1 protein-coding gene is annotated in these 255 nt (G+C 67.5%); it reads left to right on the top strand.

From position 1 onward, the window contains the following. The coding region (locus tag IB252_RS29990; RefSeq protein WP_192411155.1) for a hypothetical protein at positions 1–255 on the top strand (255 nt) is incomplete at both ends.

Raw genomic sequence — 255 nt, 5'->3', positions numbered from 1 at the left:
GCGAGCGTCTGGGCCTGTCCCTCGACGAAACCACGTCGCCAGCTGACGTGGAAACCCTGTGGGCCTTGCTGGCCGACGGCCAAACCCTGCCGGACTTCGCCGCCCTCGCCGCCTCGGTGGTTAGCGCAATCCCGGCCGCGCTGCTGCGCCAGTCGCCAATCCTCAGCCACCCGGTGTTCAACCGCTACCACTCGGAAACCGAGCTGATGCGCTACCTGCGCAAACTGGCCGACAAGGATCTGGCGCTGGACCGCA

It is taken from the genome of Pseudomonas sp. PDM10 (assembly GCF_014852295.1).
GTDB lineage: Bacteria > Pseudomonadota > Gammaproteobacteria > Pseudomonadales > Pseudomonadaceae > Aquipseudomonas.
Note: the sequence above shows the minus strand (reverse complement) of the source record. Positions and strands in the feature narration are given on the sequence as shown.